Origin of the sequence: Nocardia sp. NBC_01388 (assembly GCF_045040085.1) — a bacterium.
In the GTDB taxonomy this organism is placed as follows: domain Bacteria; phylum Actinomycetota; class Actinomycetes; order Mycobacteriales; family Mycobacteriaceae; genus Nocardia.
Genome location: NZ_CP109553.1, coordinates 3,823,511 through 3,838,820 on the forward strand (window position 1 = coordinate 3,823,511; position 15,310 = coordinate 3,838,820).

Annotated in this window: 10 protein-coding genes; 3 read left to right on the forward strand and 7 right to left on the reverse strand. The window is 67.4% G+C overall.

Going from position 1 to position 15,310, the window contains the following annotated elements; genetic code table 11:
• Positions 1-12: 12 nt before the first annotated feature.
• The 3 genes from OG716_RS18975 to OG716_RS18985 form a co-directional block, all read right to left on the reverse strand.
• Positions 13-2,109, reverse strand: a complete 2,097-nt coding sequence (locus OG716_RS18975) for a glycogen debranching N-terminal domain-containing protein (protein ID WP_405138861.1) — start codon at positions 2,107-2,109, stop codon at positions 13-15.
• Entirely contained in the window at positions 2,106-3,350 is a 1,245-nt protein-coding gene (locus OG716_RS18980) for a glycosyltransferase family 4 protein (protein ID WP_405138862.1), read from the reverse strand. Before OG716_RS18980 ends, OG716_RS18975 begins: the two co-directional genes overlap by 4 nt.
• Positions 3,351-3,508: 158 nt before the next feature.
• Positions 3,509-4,321: a helix-turn-helix domain-containing protein gene (locus tag OG716_RS18985; RefSeq protein WP_405139761.1), complete on the reverse strand. Its 813-nt coding sequence runs from the start codon at positions 4,319-4,321 to the stop codon at positions 3,509-3,511.
• Positions 4,322-4,416: 95 nt separating this feature from the next.
• On the opposite strand from OG716_RS18985, the gene OG716_RS18990 reads away from it, so the two are divergent.
• On the forward strand, positions 4,417-5,268 hold the full coding sequence (locus OG716_RS18990; protein WP_405138863.1) for an SDR family NAD(P)-dependent oxidoreductase: 852 nt from the start codon (positions 4,417-4,419) through the stop codon (positions 5,266-5,268).
• Here OG716_RS18990 and OG716_RS18995 read toward each other — a convergent pair.
• Complete coding sequence (locus tag OG716_RS18995) at positions 5,258-5,830, reverse strand: TetR/AcrR family transcriptional regulator (RefSeq protein ID WP_405138864.1); 573 nt, start codon at positions 5,828-5,830, stop codon at positions 5,258-5,260. The genes OG716_RS18990 and OG716_RS18995 overlap by 11 nt on opposite strands.
• A gap of 135 nt (positions 5,831-5,965) precedes the next feature.
• On the opposite strand from OG716_RS18995, the gene OG716_RS19000 reads away from it, so the two are divergent.
• Entirely contained in the window at positions 5,966-7,495 is a 1,530-nt protein-coding gene (locus OG716_RS19000; RefSeq protein ID WP_405138865.1) for an MDR family MFS transporter, read from the forward strand.
• Between the two features lie 163 nt (positions 7,496-7,658).
• Here the strand turns inward: OG716_RS19000 and ppc are convergent, their stop codons facing one another.
• The 3 genes from ppc to OG716_RS19015 all read right to left on the reverse strand — a co-directional run bounded on the left by ppc (position 7,659) and on the right by OG716_RS19015 (position 14,449).
• Positions 7,659-10,421 (reverse strand): phosphoenolpyruvate carboxylase, encoded by a 2,763-nt coding sequence (ppc, locus tag OG716_RS19005; protein ID WP_405138866.1) that lies wholly within the window; start codon positions 10,419-10,421, stop codon positions 7,659-7,661.
• 73 nt (positions 10,422-10,494) lie between these two features.
• Positions 10,495-13,173 carry a GNAT family N-acetyltransferase gene (locus OG716_RS19010; protein WP_405139763.1) on the reverse strand — a complete coding sequence of 893 codons (2,679 nt, stop codon included), beginning with the start codon at positions 13,171-13,173 and terminating at the stop codon, positions 10,495-10,497.
• A gap of 37 nt (positions 13,174-13,210) precedes the next feature.
• Positions 13,211-14,449 carry an acetoin utilization protein AcuC gene (locus OG716_RS19015; protein WP_355121094.1) on the reverse strand — a complete coding sequence of 413 codons (1,239 nt, stop codon included), beginning with the start codon at positions 14,447-14,449 and terminating at the stop codon, positions 13,211-13,213.
• 174 nt (positions 14,450-14,623) lie between these two features.
• Between OG716_RS19015 and OG716_RS19020 the strand changes: the two genes are divergently transcribed.
• Complete coding sequence (locus OG716_RS19020) at positions 14,624-15,310, forward strand: iron dependent repressor, metal binding and dimerization domain protein (RefSeq protein WP_355121096.1); 687 nt, start codon at positions 14,624-14,626, stop codon at positions 15,308-15,310.

The window sequence follows — 15,310 nt, forward strand, 5'->3', positions numbered from 1 at the left end:
TTCGTTTGCCTCTCATGCCTGGATGAGTTGCCAGTCGCCGGGTAGGCCCTTGACGGAGATCGTGGTGCCCTGCGCCTCGATGGTCACCGTCGCCGTGCCCAGTCGCAGATCCGCCAGTCGTACTCGGCCTGCTCGGTCGGGCAGGCGGGGTGCGACCGTCAGGGTGCGGTGCGGGACGTCCGGGACGAGGCCGAGGAACGAACGCATCAGCAGGAGTGGGGCCGCGCTGGACCACGCCTGGGGGGAGCACGAGGTGGGATACGGGATGGGGGAACGGAATTCGGTGCGGGGGAAGCCGCAGTACAGCTCGGGTGGGCGGGCGTCGAATTCCGCGATGGCTTCCAGGAGGCCACCGGCCAGTCGTTCGGCCAGCTCCAAAGCGCCCGGAATGTGCCGATAGCGCAGTAGGCCCGCGACGACGATGGCGGTGTCGTGCGGCCAGACCGATCCGGTGTGATATCCCATCGGATTGAAGCGGCGGGCCGTCGAAGACAGTGTGCGCAGGCCGAAGCCGCTGTCCATATCCGCGCCGCCGAGGCCTTCGATGAGAGCGGCGGCGTGTTCGTCGCTGACAATGCCGGTCCACAGGCAGTGGCCCGGATTGCTGGTCGCGGTATCCACCTGCTGCTTCGCCCCGTCGAGGGCGAGGGCGTAGCGGCCGACGTGCGGGATCCAGAAGGCTTCGCCGAACCGCTGTTTCAGCTCCGCGGCCTGTGCGCGCAATCGCTGCGCGGTGGGGATATCACCGAAGGCCTCGGCCAGATCGGCGCGGCCCAGCCGGGCGGCGTAGACGTAACCCTGGACCTCGCACAGGGCCAGCGGTGGATCGGCGAGGTGGCCGTCCGCGAAACTGATGGCGTCCCAGCTGTCCTTCCAGCCCTGATTGGCCAGCCCGCGATCGGTCTTGCGCCGGTATTCGACAAATCCGTCACCGTCGCTGTCGCCGAAATTGTCGATCCAGGACAAGGCCGCGTCCGCGGCGGGCAGCAGTTCCCGGATCGCGGCCGGATCGACCCCCCACCGCCAGCACTCGGCCAGCAGCATGACGAAAAGCGGTGTGGCGTCGGCAGTTCCGTAGTAGACACTGCCACCGAGCACCGCATCGCCGCCGGGGCCGTGCCGCATCTCGTGCATGATGCGGCCGGGCTCCTCCTCGGTGAGCGGATTGCTCTGTGTACCTTGCAGTTTCGCCAGCTGCCGGAGCGTGCCCAGGGCCAGATCCGAATCCAGCACCAGCGCCATCCACGAGGTGAGCAGACTGTCGCGGCCGAACAGGGCCATGAACCACGGCGCACCCGCGGCGACATAGGCGGTGCCGCCGCCCGGATCGTCCATCCGCAACGCACCGAGATCGCTCTCGGTGCGTTGCAGAATGGCGTTCAGACCGGCACCGCTGGCGGTGAGGCTGGTCGCGGTGGCCCGCCATTGCCGAATCTTGTTGGACGGGTTGTCATCCGAATCGTCGTCCAGATTCACCGCGACGGCATGGTGCCCGATGATCGGCTGACACAGCACCACGGTCTGCCAGGTGGAATGCCGTGGCACGACGATCCGCCAGCTCAGCGATCCGGGCTGCGCGGCCGGATCGCCACTGGCGATGACGACCAGCCCGCGCCCCGAATCATTGCGGTCGGTCAACCGCAGGGTGCCCTCCGCGGTGGCGAGTTCGCAGCTGCCGCTGTGCACCCGGCCCTCCTTGACCGCGAACAGATCGGCGAAATCGGAGTCGGCGATGAGGGTGACCGTCATGGCGGTGTCCTCATCGCCGAGATTGTGCACCGTGATCGTTTCGCGCATCCCCTCGCCGATCATCCGCCGCCGCGATACCAGCACCGTGGCATCGGCCACCCCCTGATTCGGGGGCTTCCGCGTCACGAAGCGGGCCCGGAACGCCTCGGCCATCATGACCGAAAGATGTTCCGGCGGATGGCCGTCCAATCGCAGCTCCCAGCGCGCCAGCAATCGGGTGTCACGGTAGAACAGCCCCTGGGCGGACCCGGGATGGATATCGCCCAGCTGATCGGAGAGGCAGAACGTGCCGGCCTCCACCAGGGTGACGATGCCGCGACCGTCGACCGGTGATGGAGGGCCGGCGTTGAAAACGCTCACCCGCGACTCCTGCTCACGACCTCCGGCGGTGCGATCGCCGCTGTCCTGATCACCGCGTGATCGCCGGCGAAACGCAGTGGCACCCGCTTCGAAAGGTCGCCTATGGCTCCGTAATACGCCGCTTCGTAGCCCTGTACGAAGCGGGTGGAGGCGAACAGCCGTTCCACGCGCGCCCGGCAGGCATGCGGATCGATCTCGCCGGCTCGCGCGATCGCCGCGGGCAGTTCGGCGGGATCTTCACAGATCCAGCCGGTGACACCGTGTTCGATCACCTCCGCGACCGCACCGCCGCGCAGGGCGATCACCGGCGTACCGCACACCATCGCCTCGATCATCACCAGACCGAACGGTTCCTCCCACTGGATCGGGAACAGCAGGCAGCGCGCGCCCGCCAGCAGTTCCCGCTTGGCAATGGCGTCCGCCTCGCCGAATACCTGGTCGTCGGCGGTCAGCAGCGGGCGGATCCGCTGTTCGAAGTACGCCTTCTCGGGCGGTTCATTGCACTTACCGGCGAGAATCAACCGCAGACCGGCGGCGTGCGCGGCCTCGAGCGCCAGATCCGGGCCCTTGGACGGGGCATAGCGCCCCAGAAACAGGCCATAGTCCAGTTTTTCGGTGCGGAACGGCCATTCCTCGGGCCGAATCGCATTGTGGACGCGGGTAATCCAATTCAGGTCGGGGGCCAATTCCCGCTGCCGGTCGCTGATGGCGATGAGATTCACGCTGTGGTCGAAGGCCCGGTAGTACTCGTACATATCCGGTTCGACGGGCCCGTGGACGGTGACCACCGTGGGGATTCCCAGCATCCGGTAGGCCGCCGCATTGAGCGGACCGGCGAATGTATGGTCGTGCACGATATCGACCGAATCCTCGGCATGCAGTTCTTCGATAATCCGGCAGGCCCGCATGGCGTTGACGATTTCCGGGAACGTCTCGCCCAGACGCGCGGTCTGCACCTCGTCCCACACCCGGATGAACCGGGCTTTCGTACCCGCTCGACCTGCTCCGAGCAGGGTCACCCGGTGTCCTCGCTCGACCAGCGCATCGGCCAGGGTCGCTACCATCGCCTCGACCCCGCCGTATCCGGCGGGCGGGATGTCGAAATACGGCGGCGCCACCAGAACAATGTGCAGCGGCCGTTCGTAGAAATCGCCGTGCGCGAGCTGTGAAACAGAATTCGGGCGCTCCAGCAGAGCGTCGATCGAATCAGAGAACAAAGAGTCCGAAAGGTCGAAAGTCATTCCAATCTCCTCGTCGTTGAGGTCTGGATGCTTCTCGAAAACCAGATCCGGTCTCGCTCGGGCGTGATTGCCTCCCTGTCGGACAGACGGATGCGGACATATGTCGTGGTAGTGATTACCGCGGCATCAGCGTCGCAAACATTACTCTTTTCGTTTCGCTACCCGGCGAGGGTGGTCACCGATTGGCACGCGGTGGGTGCGGGCAGCTTGCCCTTGAAGAACCGATCCGGCGTCACGCCCATGAGCGACCGGAAGTCGGCGGTCAGGTGAGACTGGTCGTAATAGCCGGTGGCGACGGCTATATCGGACCAGGGTGTGTTGCCGGCGGCATCGATCACCTGACGGACCCGGGTGATGCGGGCATAGTGCTTGGGTGAGACGCCGACGCCGGCGGTGAAGAGATTGCGGAGTTGCCGCTCGCTGACCGCGAGACGGGTCGCGACCTCCCGCAGCGGCGCGGCGTCGCCGTCGATGGCCGCGACGGCCGAATCGAGCAGGCGGCGGTGCTCACGGCGGGTCGGGCTTTCGGAAAGAACCTGCGGGAGAGTCGATTCCAGGAACAGCACGATGTCGCCGAGGTCCATCTCGATGATCTCGCGCGCGAGCTCGGCCGCCGGGCCGGGCATATCAGCCAACCTCAGGACGCGGTTGGTGAGATCGGTTGCGGCGACACCGAACAGGGGGCGGACAGCACCCGGGGCCAATCGCAGGCGCAGACAACCGGCGGGCTCTTTCGCACCGGCGTAGGTGGCGCGGGTGCGGGGGCCGACAACCAGGGCGTCGCGGCGGCCGGACGGCTCGGTGCGCAGCACCAGCGTGGTGACGGCCTGCGGAACGTGAGTGAAGTGCGTGGGCAGGTGCGTGAGCACCGGAATGCGGCCGACTTCCGCAATCCACGGGCGCAGCGACTCCGGGGCGGGGACCGACTCCTCGAAGCCGTCTGCGGTCTGGACGGCTACCGGACTCTGCATGACGGTCACCGCATCCACTGTAGGCGGGGCGCGCGCCCCGGAGTGTGCCGGTTTTTCCTAGAGCGCGGCCGGGCGGGCGCGGCATCGTTGTCGGCATGATCGTAATCACCGGTGCCACGGGCACCATCGGCAGTGAAGTTGTCCGGCAATTAGTGGCCCGGGGTGTGAAAGTCCGTGCGGTGACCCGTGATCCGCAGCGGGCGCAGCTGCCCACCGAGGCCGAGGTGGTGCAGGGCGACTACGCCGACAGCGCATCGATGGCGGCGGCCTTCGCCGGAGCGGAGGCGGCATTCCTGGTCGGCCTGCTGGGTCCGGACTATGTCGAACTGGATCAGGCCCTGGCCGCGGCCGCCCGCGATGCCGGCGTGCGGCGGCTGGTGAAGCTGTCGGCCATCGGCACCGGCACCGCCGATATCGGCATGGTCGGCACCTGGCATGTGCCCGGCGAGCAGGCGGTGCAGAACAGCGGGGTGGCGTGGACCATCCTGCGCCCCAGCAGTTTTGCCACGAACACCCTGAGCTGGATCGCCTCGATACAGGCGGGTCAGCCGGTCCCGAATATGTCCGGGGACGGCACGCAGGGTGTCGTCGATCCCCGTGATGTCGCCTCGGTCGCGGTCGAGGCGCTGCTATCGGACGCGCATTCCGGCCGTATCTACACCCTCACCGGTCCCGAGACATTGAGCACCCACGACCAGGTGGCCGCGCTGGCATCGGCTCTGGGCCGTCCGATCGAGGTCGACGACATACCGCTCGAGGCGGCGCGCGATCTCATGGTGGCCTCGGGCCGGTCCCCGGAGTTCGCCGACGGCGCGCTACAGGGTCAGGCGTATGTGCGCGCGGGCGGCAATGCCATTGTCACCCAGGATGTTCGGGAGGTGCTCGGCCGCGCACCGCGCAGCTATGCCGACTGGGTGCGCGACCATGCCACCGCCTTCACTTCGTAACGAGTGCGCCCCAACCGGTTTCGAGTAGTTCGAAGATGCGGGTGAGATCGGCCGCGGGATCGGCGCCGCGCCGCGCCACCTCCAGCGCCCCGAATACGAAGTGCGCCAGTGCGATCACCTCGATATCACCGGGATCGCGGCCCAGATCCGTGGCAATGGCCCGGGCCAGTGCGCCCTCGTGCCGCTGCCACATCCGCCGGAAGTAACTGGAGAGCGCGGGCGTGCTCTCCACCAACTGCATGAACCCCTGCATCTCCGCCGATTCGGCGGGCCGGGGTGTGGCCAGGAAGGCATCGCGCAGCCCCTCGAGCACATTCTTTCCCGGCGCGCGATCGCGGACGGCCGCCACCAGGCTCTGTTCGCGATCCGCGTCGAGATCGAAGACGAGCGATTCCTTCCCGTCCGGGAAATGCGCGAAGAGCGTGGGCACCGACACCTCGGCGGCCTCGGCGATCTCCTTCACACTGACCGCGTCGTAGCCGCGTTCGAGGAACAACCGCAGCGCGGCATCGGCCAGGGCCGTGCGGGTCTGCGCCTTCTTGCGCTCGCGAAGTCCGGTCATGAGCACACCCTACCGAGGTTTTCTTAGTCATACAATTTTCTGAGCGGTTGAATTTCTTAATTCGTTATGGTTTTCTGGAGTCGCCGGGACGCCGATCGGCGCCCGAACCAGACCTCAACGAAGGGAGGGACCGCTATGACCACGCTTTCCGCACCGCAGACCGCACCGCGCAATGTGCGCTGGATCCTGCTGGGCGTCATGCTCGCGATGCTGCTGGGCATGCTCGACAACATGATCATCGGCACCGCCATGCCGACGATCGTCGGCGAACTCGGCGGCCTCGAACACCTGTCGTGGGTGGTATCCGCCTACACCCTGGCCACCGCCGCCTCCACACCCATCTGGGCCAAGCTCGGCGATCTGTTCGGCCGCAAGAACAACTTCCTGGCCTCGATCGTCATCTTCCTGATCGGTTCCGGCCTGGCCGGCGCCGCGCAGAACATGGATCAGCTCATCGGCTTCCGCGTACTGCAGGGCATCGGCGCGGGCGGTCTGGCCGCCGGCGCGTTCGCCATCATCGGCGAACTCATCCCGCCGCGGGAACGCGCCAAGTACATGGGCATGACCGCCTCGGTTATGGCCCTGGCCACCATCGGCGGCCCCCTGGTCGGCGGCTTCGTCACCGATCACGCCGGCTGGCGGTGGGCGTTCTACCTCAATCTGCCCCTCGGCTTGATCGCACTGGTGTGGTGCTACACCACGCTGCACCTGACCGCCCGGCGCCCGAATGCCAAGATCGATTACCTCGGGGCGGCGCTACTGACCGTCACCATCTCCGCGATCGTGCTCGTCACCACCTGGGGCGGCACCCAATACGCTTGGGACTCACCGCAAGTGCTCACGACGATCGCCGTCGCGGCGCTCGGCCTGCCTGCGTTCATCTGGTCGCAGACCCGCGCACCGGAACCGATCATCCCGCTGAGCCTGTTCACCAACCGCAACTTCGTGCTCACCTCGGTGCTGTCGGTGGTGGTCGGTGTGGCCATGTTCGGCGCGGTCAGCTTCCTGCCGCTGTTCCAGCAGACCGTGCAGAGCGCCTCGGCCTCGAACTCCGGACTATTGCTGCTGCCCATGATGGTGCCGATCATCGTGGTCTCGCAGATCGCGGGCCGAGTGATGAGCAGGACCGGCCGCTACAAGATCTTCCCGATCCTCGGCGGCGTACTGCTCACCAGCGGCAGCATTCTGCTGGCCACCATGGACACCGGCACCAGCCGGCTCACCTCGGGCATCTATATGGCGATGCTGGGCGCGGGCCTGGGCTTCCTCATGCAGATGACGGTGCTCATCGCACAGAACAGCGTGGAGATGAAGAACATCGGGGCCGCCTCGGGCACCGCGACCCTCTTCCGCACCCTGGGCGGATCATTCGGTGTGGCACTCTTCGGCGCACTGTTCAACCGGCAGATCACCAATTCGATGACCGGACACGGTGGCCACGGCGGGCAACTCGATCCGGCCAAGCTGGGTTCGCTCCCCACCGCCCTGCGTGATGCCTACCTGCACGGGGTGGCCTCCGGCATGCACAGCATTTTCACCTGGTCCGCCGTGCTCTGCGCGATAGGCCTGGTCGCGGCGCTGTTCCTGGTCGAAGTTCCGCTACGCCAAGCGGGTCCACCGGCCGCGGCTCCTGCGAAGGAGCCGGAAAAGGCACCCGCGCAATAACTTCGGAGCCTCTCCCCCATCAGGCTTTCGGCCCGCACCCCCATTCGGGTGCGGGCCGTTTCCCGTCGCTGACCGACTACGCGGCGGCGACCACCTTCTCCAGGCCGTCGCGCATGCCCACCCAGCCGAGGCTCATGATCGAGCGGGTGCGCTGCGATAGGACCTAGCCGGAGTTGCGCAGGGCTGTGGACAGGCCGTTCATGGTGAGCAGGATGCCGCGTTCCACCAATTCGGAGTCGTCTCCGGCACGGCGGCGGCGCAGCAGGTCCACCTGTAGTTGATTGAGGGGTTCGAGGTAGGGGAAGCGGTTGTGGATGGATTCGGCGAGGGCCGGGTTGTCCGCGAGTAGTTCGCCGGTGCCGGTGATGGCGGCGTGCATGCGGACGGTCCGGGCGAACTCGTCGCAGATCATGCCGAAGATGGTGTCCCGCAGCGCTTTGTCGGGAACCAGATCTGCGTAGGCCGCGGCTATGTCCATATCCGCCTTGGCCATGACCTGGGCCAGATTGGACATGATGGTGCGGAAGAACGGCCAGCGCCGGTAGAGATCCGACAGTGCGGCCAGGCGGGCCGGATCATCGCCGATCCACTGTTCGAAGGCGGTGCCGGTGCCGTACCAGCCGGGCAGCATGACCCGGGACTGGCTCCACGCCATCACCCAGGGGATGGCGCGCAGGTCGTAGACGGAGTTGGTGGGCTTGCGGGAGGCGGGCCGGCTACCCAGATTGAGGTCGGCGACCTCCGCGATAGGCGTTGAGGCACGGAAGTATTCGACAAATCCGGGGGTTTCGTGCACCAGTCGCGCATAGGCCTGGCGAGCCAGTTCGGCCAGCTCGTCGAGCACCTCGTAGGAAGCATCGGCCTCGCTGCCCAAACCCTCCACGTCGAGCAGGGTGGATTCGAGCGTGCCCGCGACCAGAGCTTCGAGATTTCGGTACGCGGTGCCCGGATCGGCGTATTTGGTCGAGATGATCTCGCCCTGTTCGGTCAGGCGCAGCGAGCCGCGCACGGCCCCGGCGGGCTGGGCGAGGATGGCGTCATAACTGCGACCGCCGCCGCGGCCGACGGTGCCACCACGACCGTGGAAGAGCCGCAGGCGAATTCCGGTCTTCCGGGCGGTATCGACCAGATCCAGTTCGGCCCGGTACAGCGCCCAGTTGGCGGCCAGGTACCCGCCGTCCTTGTTCGAGTCGGAGTAACCCAGCATCACCTCCTGCTGCATACCGCGCGCCGCGACCAGGCGCTGATAGGCGGGCACCTCCAGTGCCGCGGAAAGGATTTCGGCGCCACCGCGCAGATCGTCGATGGTCTCGAACAGCGGCACCACGCCGACCGTGCTGGACGGCGGGGTGTTCGCATCGCCGGGATCGAGAATGCCCGCTTCCTTGAGCAGCAGCGCCGCCTCCAGCATGTCGCTGACCGAGGTGCACATGCTGATGATGTAGTTGGGCACGGTATCCGGGCCCAGATCATCGATGGCGCTCCTGGCGGCGCGCACCACCGCGAGTTCCTTGGCCGCCAGCTCACTGAGCTGCGCCATGGGTCCGACCAGCGGGCGGCGCGTGGTCAATTCGGCCGCGAGCAGCTCCACCCGCTGCTCCTCGTCGAGCGAGGCGTAGTCCGCGTGCACTCCGGCCCAGGCGAGCAGCTCGGCCACCACCTGCTCATGCATGTCCGAGTTCTGCCGCAGATCCAAACCCTGCAGATGAAAGCCGAAGGTCTCCACCGCGCCGCGCAGCGCGGCCAGCTGATCATCGGCGAGCAGGCCGTCACCGGAGGCGCGCATGGCGGCGTCGACCACATTCAGATCCGCGAGCAGCTCCTCGGGCCCCGCGTACGGCTCAGCGACGACATCTATTCCGTCCGAAGGGATTTCGCCGAGCGACCGGCGCGCTGCGGCACTCAGCCGAGCCCGAATGGCGCGCAATGCGCGGCGATACGGTTCATCGGCGCGCTGCGGGGAGTCATCGAATCCGGCGCCGGCCAGCGCCGCGAGCTCCGGTGTCACCGGCACCAGCCGCGCCGACTGTGACATCGACTTCTCGAGCTCCACAATGGATTTCAGATACCGTTCGAAGACGAGGGCGCCCGCGCGATGGGTGGCGCGGTGCACCACCTCGGCGGTCACGAACGGATTGCCGTCCCGGTCACCGCCGATCCAGGAGCCCGGCCGCAGGATCGGCCGCGACAGCAGTGCATGCTCCGGCCAGCGGGCCCGCAGCGCCGCCCGCACCTCGTCATTGATCTTCGGAATGACCTCGAACAGCGTGAGGTCGTAGTACCGCAGGCCGACCTCGATCTCATCCTGAATCCGCAAGCGCGCCAACCGAATCAGCGCCGCCCGCCAGAGCTGCAGCACCTGCCGCCGGATATCGGTGTCGATGACGGCGAACTCGGTTTCGTGCTCGCTGTAGCGCTGCCGCTGCCGCATGAGTTCGGTGATGCGCGACTGCACATCGAAGATGGTGCGCCGCCGGGTCTCGGTCGGATGCGCGGTGATGACCGGCGAGACCAGGGCGTCGGTCAGCAGATCGACGACCGTATCGGCAGCAGGCGGTGCGGCGTCGAGCTTGCGGTAGGTGGCCGCCAAGCTCGAATCCTGCGGCAACTCCCCCGCCGCGATATGCACGGCGCGGCGCCGGTCACGCTGCAGATCCTCGGCCAGATTGGCCAGCAGCAGAAAGTGACTGAAGGCGCGGATCACCGGAATGGCGGTATGGATATCGACCCCGCGCAGCATGTCGGCGACGGCACTGCGCTCCACCTCCGACCGGCGCACCTTGAAGGCTTCCACACGGACCCGCTCGATGAGGTCGAAGACCTCTGGACCCTCATGGTCGCGGATGGTGTCCCCGAGAATCCCGCCCAGGAACCGGATATCGTCGCGTAGCGGCGCGGTGGCCGTCTCGATCTGATCTTCTCGCACTACGTTCACCTCTCCACACAGCGAATTTTGTTGGTTCTCAACCCATTCGTGCTGTTCTCGGTCCGTGCTGTTCTCAACCCATCCGGCGCGGACCGCTTTCGAACCTGTTGGGTTCCGGCCCGATGCGCACCCGCCCGTAGAGCACCGCGGCGCCCTCCGGTGAGGCCATAATGGGCTCGCACTGCAGTTCCCGCACCTCGGGCAGGTCATCGCAGAGCGCCGAGATGCGCTGTGCCAGTTCGGCGAGCGCATCCTTGTCCACCGGCTTGCCGATATCGCGGCCGCGCACGGTCCCCGAGAGCAGCGGGGCAGCACGCGGTGCGTCGATCAACTCCGCCGATTCGTCCTCGGTCAGCGGCAGCGCCCGGTACACCCGGTCACCGAGCAGATCGATAATGGTGCCGGACAGGCCGAAACTGATCACCGAGCCGAACGACGGATCGTCCTGCACCCGGAAGCCACAGCCCACACCCTTGGTGGCCATGCGCTGAATGTGCACCGGATTGCCGGAGATCTCGGCCAGTTCGGTGAAGGCCCGCCGCACCTCGTCCGGACGCCACAGATCCAGCCGCACCCCGGTCAGGTCGGGCCGATTGCGCCAGATCTCGCCGGTCGCCTTGGCCGCCACCGGATATCCGAACTGTTCGGCGGCGAGCACCGCGGTCTCGGCATCGAGCACCTCCCGGAATTCGACAATGCGAATTCCGTAGCAGCCCAGCAGCTCCGCGGCCTCCAGATCCGCGAGCCAGTGATCGGTCTCGGAGGACATCCATGCGGCGACCAGTTCACGAGCCCGGACGGTGTCGACACCGCCGGGGCGGGCGACCTGCGATACCGGCCGCGTACGCCAATCGGCGTAGCGGCGCACCCGGGCAAGCGCCCGCGCCGCACGCTCCGGATCACCGTAGGACGGAATGGATCCGCGCTCCAGCATGCCGCCGGGCCCACGGGTCGCGAGCAGATTGGACATGCCCTGATCGGCGACGAAGGTGGTGAGAACCGGTGTCGCCGGATCGGATTGCGCGCCCGCGCGAATGGCCTCGGCGAAGGCCGCCACGGCGACCGGCACCGGCGGCGAGTAGACGACGATGACCGAATCCACCGCGCCATCGGTGACCGCCGCCGCCACCGCCGTCAGGAAGTCCGCCGGACCGGCCTGCGGCCCCAGGTGAATGGGCTCCTGCACGGTGAGCCCCTCACTGCGTCCGGCATCAACCGCGAGCCAGTTCAGAGCCGCGCTATTGCCGATCACCGCCAGCCGCGGTCCCGCCGGCAGCGGCTGATAGGCCAGCAGCATGGCGCAGTCGAAGAGTTCGGTAATGGAGTCGACCTGAATGATCCCGGCCTGCGCGAACAGATTGCGCACCAGCGAGCGATCCAGATCCTGCTCCCCCTCCACCCGCACCACATTGCGGCCACTGCTCACGGCCACAATGGGTTTGGTGCGCGCCACCCGGCGGGCGATGCGGGAGAACTTGCGCGGATTGCCGAAGGTCTCCAGGTACAGCAGCACCACATCGGTGCCCGGATCGCTGTCCCAGTACTGCAGCAGATCATTGCCGGAGACATCGGCGCGATTACCGGCCGAGACGAAGGTGGACAGCCCGAGCTGCCGCGCCGCCGCCTCGCCGAGGATCGCCGCACCCAAAGGTCCGGACTGACAGAAGAATCCGATGCGCCCGCGCCCGGGCAGCACCGGCGCGAGCGTGGCGTTCAGCGCGACCGCCGGATCGGTATTGGCGATCCCCAGCGCGCTGGGCCCCACCACCCGCATGCCGTGTGCGCGCACGGCATCGACGAGTTCGCGTTCGGCGGCGAAGCCGTGCGGGCCGGTCTCGGAGAAACCGGCGGTGAGCACCACCAATCCCTTGACGCCCTTGGCCATACAGTCGTCGAGCACTGAACCGATTTCGGCCGCGGGCACCGCGATGACGGCAAGATCGACCTCGTCCGGAATATCGCGCACGGTCGGATAGGCGCGTACCCCACGCACCGCGGTGCGCGTGCGATTCACCGGGAACACCGGGCCCTGGAAGCCGCCGGACAGCAGATTGGCCAGCACCGCGCCGCCGACCCGGGTGCCGGACGGCGTCGCGCCGATGACCGCGACCGAGCGCGGCGTCAGCAGATTGCCGACACTGCGCGCCTCCGAGGCGTGTTCGCGCGAATCCCGCACCGACTGCAGGGCTTCGGTGGGGTCGATGGCGAATTCGAGGTGCAGCACCGAACCGTCGCGACTGCGCTGCACCTGATATCCGGCATCACGGAACACCTGCACCATGGCGTTGTTCTCGGCCAGCACCTCGGCGACGAAGGTTTCGATATCGTTCTCCGCGGCAGCCCCGTTGAGATGCTCGAGCAGGATGGAACCCAGACCCCGGCCCTGATGGTGATCAGCGACCACGAACGCCACCTCGGCCGAACGCGGCCCTGGCCGATCGGGCAGATACTCGTAGCGGCCGACCGCGATGATGTCATCGCCGAGCTCGATGACCAGGCCCACCCGGTCGCGGTAGTCGACATGGGTGGTGCGGTACAGGTCTTTCGGCGTCATCCGCGGGTACGGCCCGAAGTAGCGCAGATAGCGGGTGCGGTCGGAGAGCCCCGTGTGAAAGCGCTCCAGACCGGCCGCGTCCTCGGGCGTGATCGGGCGCAGCCGCACCACGCCGCCGTCGGAGGCCAGCACGGCGGCGAACCAATGTTGCGGGGGCGGCGGCGGATTCGCCGGTGTGCCGGGCGTGTCCGCGGGCAGTAGCGGCGGGGTCGAGGGGACCGCCGGATCGGCAGATTCAGTCACGGGGATCCTCCGGATCCAGGCCGAGCAGCCCGAAAGTCGCGCGGCGTGTTGCCAATACGGATGTGTCCAGGGCGCGCCGCGCGCGGTCGGTCCGCTCATCGCCGGTCTCCCGGCCACCGCCGGGGCCGTCCCAGCGTTCGAAACCGGTATCGGCGCCGTCGCCCATGGTGCCGGGCGGCGCGACAGTGGGCGCGTACGCCTCGACCAGTTCCTGCCATTCCCGCGGAATCACGGTATCGGGATCGATGGTCCGGTCCAGCGCGGTGGCCAGCAGATGCGTCCAGGCCCGCGGCACCACCCGGATCAGCCCGTATCCCCCGCCGCCGACCGCGAGCCAGCGGCCCTCGGCATAACGATCGGCCAGATCACGCATGGCGATGAAGGCCGCACGCTGCCCGTCGACGCTCAATTCCAGATCGGCGAGCGGGTCCTCCCGATGGGTGTCGACACCGCACTGGCTGATCACGATCTGCGGCCGGAAGGCCGCCAGCGCGCCGGGGGCGACCGCATGGAAACCGCGCAGCCACAGCGGGTCCCGGGTGCCGGGCATGATCGGCAGATTGATGGCGGTGCCCTCGGCCGCGCCCGCGCCGGTCTCCTCCGGCCATCCGGTATTGGGCCACAGCGTCGCCGGATGCTGATGGATCGACAGCGTCAATACCCGGGGGTCGCCGTAGAACACGCGCTGCACGCCGTCACCGTGGTGCACATCCACATCGAGGTACGCGATGCGATCGAAGCCATTGTCCAGCAGCCACGAAATCGCCACCGCCACATCGTTGTACACGCAGAATCCGGCCGCCGAATCCGGCATGGCGTGATGCATGCCGCCGCCGATGCTGACCGCCCGGCGGGTGCGGCCGGCCGCGATCTCCTGTGCCGCCGCGAGGGTGCCGCCGACAATCACCGACGCCGCCTCGTGCATATGCGGGAAGACCGGATTGTCGGCCGAGCCGAGCCCGTAGGGCGGTGCGGCGGGCATAACGCCCGCCGGTTGCTGAGCGTGCTTGACGGCCTCTATGTAGTCATGGGTGTGCACCCGCAGCAGTTCCGCATCCCCGGCCGCGACGGGGGTCAGGGTCTCCACCCCCTCCAACAGTCCCAGACTGCGGGCCAGAGCCATGGTGAACTGCAGCCGGACCGGCCGCATCGGGTGCTCCGGTGTCCACGTGTAATCGAGGAACCGATCGGTCCATATGACGGTTCCGTCTTCACGCGCGCGGCCAGGCATACTTGCCACGCTAGTGCGTCCGCTGCACTCGGAGGCTATGGACACTGTGACGCCGGAAACCCATGGGGAACACGCAGGCCGTCCTCGGTGTTGACTCGGAGTTCGCGAAATAAGCTGCAGCCCGGTGTAGCCGCCGCGCATGGGTAGAATTCGTGCCGACGAAGGGGTTAACAGGTGAAGGATCTGGTCGACACCACGGAGATGTACCTCCGTACCATCTACGACCTCGAGGAGGAGGGTGTCACGCCCCTGCGCGCTCGCATTGCCGAGCGCCTCGAGCAGAGCGGTCCGACGGTGAGCCAGACAGTCGCGCGGATGGAGCGCGACGGTTTGCTGACCGTTGCCGGTGACCGCCACCTCGAATTGACCGATAAGGGCCGGGGCATGGCGGTTTCCGTCATGCGCAAGCACCGGCTGGCCGAACGGCTGCTGGTCGATATCATCGGCCTGGACTGGGAGAACGTGCACGCCGAGGCCTGCCGGTGGGAGCACGTCATGAGCGAGGAGGTCGAGCGCCGCCTGGTCGAGGTGCTCAACAACCCCACCACCTCGCCCTACGGCAATCCCATTCCCGGACTGGACGAACTGGGCGTGCCGCCCCGCTCGGGCGCCGAGGAGAAGTTGATCCGCCTCTCGGACCTGCCCTCGGGCCAGGCCGCCGCGGTGGTCGTGCGCCGTCTGTCCGAGCACATCCAGACCGATCCCGAGGTCATCGGCCAGCTGCGCGAAGCGGGCGTGGTGCCCGACGCCCGCGTCAATGTGGAGACCCGGCCGGGTTCGGTCGTCATTCTGGTTCCGGGCCACGAAGGCTATGAACTGTCCGATGAGATGGCGCATGCCGTCCAGGTGAAGTTGGTCTGA

Coding starts and splice junctions, on each gene's coding strand:
- OG716_RS18990 (WP_405138863.1), top strand. CDS start 4,417: ATGATCGTAATCACCGGTGCCACGGGCACCATCGGCAGTGAAGTTGTC.
- OG716_RS18985 (WP_405139761.1), bottom strand. CDS start 4,321: ATGCAGAGTCCGGTAGCCGTCCAGACCGCAGACGGCTTCGAGGAGTCG.
- OG716_RS18995 (WP_405138864.1), bottom strand. CDS start 5,830: ATGACCGGACTTCGCGAGCGCAAGAAGGCGCAGACCCGCACGGCCCTG.
- OG716_RS19015 (WP_355121094.1), bottom strand. CDS start 14,449: ATGCCTGGCCGCGCGCGTGAAGACGGAACCGTCATATGGACCGATCGG.
- OG716_RS19000 (WP_405138865.1), top strand. CDS start 5,966: ATGACCACGCTTTCCGCACCGCAGACCGCACCGCGCAATGTGCGCTGG.
- OG716_RS18980 (WP_405138862.1), bottom strand. CDS start 3,350: ATGACTTTCGACCTTTCGGACTCTTTGTTCTCTGATTCGATCGACGCT.